Raw genomic sequence first — 656 nt, 5'->3', positions numbered from 1 at the left:
CGGCCATCGCCCGGACGGTCGTGACGCTGGGCCTGCTGATCACACTGCAGGCGGCGGTGATCCTGCGCTACGGCTCGGTGGTGAACACCGTGCCGAGCGCTCTCCCGACCACTCCGTTGTCCGTCGGCGGGGTCACGGTGCCGGTCGACCGGCTCGTCCTGATCGCCGTCGCCGCCGCCCTGACGGTGGCGCTCTGGCTCGTCTACCGCTTCACCGGGTTCGGCCGCAGCACCAGCGCGCTGTTGTAATATTGCGGCTGACCGGTGATCTCAGTGCCGATCCAGTCCGGCAGCGTGATCTGCTGGTTCTCGTCGCTCAATTCGATTTCCGCAAGAATCAGGCCGTCATTCTCGCCGGAGAAGACGTCGACCTCGAAGGTCAGGTCGCCGTGCGCGGTGTAGACCACCGCCTTGATCAGCCGGTTGCGCAGCCGCGCCGGGATCCACCTGCGGCGCAACGAGATCGCGATGTCGGAGAAGGCGACGCCGAAGAGCACCTTGGGCTGGATCACCACCCCGGAGCGCGCCACCAGCACGGTGCGGGCCGCGACCGAGCAGACGTCGCTGGCGATGTCCACACCGGAGTTGCCCACGCCGACCACGCAGATCCGCTTGCCCACCAGGTCGTCGGCGTTGCGGTAGGTCGAGGAGTGCCGG

Annotated in this window: 1 protein-coding gene and 1 pseudogene; one reads left to right on the top strand and one right to left on the bottom strand. The window is 68.0% G+C overall.

What is annotated here, in order from left to right; all coding sequences use genetic code 11:
• Positions 1–248 (top strand): annotated as a pseudogene (locus ABFY07_RS42770) (branched-chain amino acid ABC transporter permease); the annotation flags it as partial.
• On the opposite strand, the gene ABFY07_RS42765 reads toward ABFY07_RS42770, so the two are convergent.
• The coding region (locus tag ABFY07_RS42765) for a CYTH domain-containing protein (RefSeq protein WP_479685640.1) at positions 203–656 on the bottom strand (454 nt) is incomplete at its 5' end. The pseudogene ABFY07_RS42770 and the gene ABFY07_RS42765 overlap by 46 nt on opposite strands.

It is taken from the genome of Streptomyces sparsogenes subsp. cuspidosporus, assembly GCF_039532705.1.
Classification (GTDB): Bacteria; Actinomycetota; Actinomycetes; order Streptomycetales; family Streptomycetaceae; genus Streptomyces; species Streptomyces sparsogenes.
The sequence above is the reverse complement of the archived record's forward strand: the minus strand, read 5'-3'. Positions and strand labels throughout refer to the sequence as shown.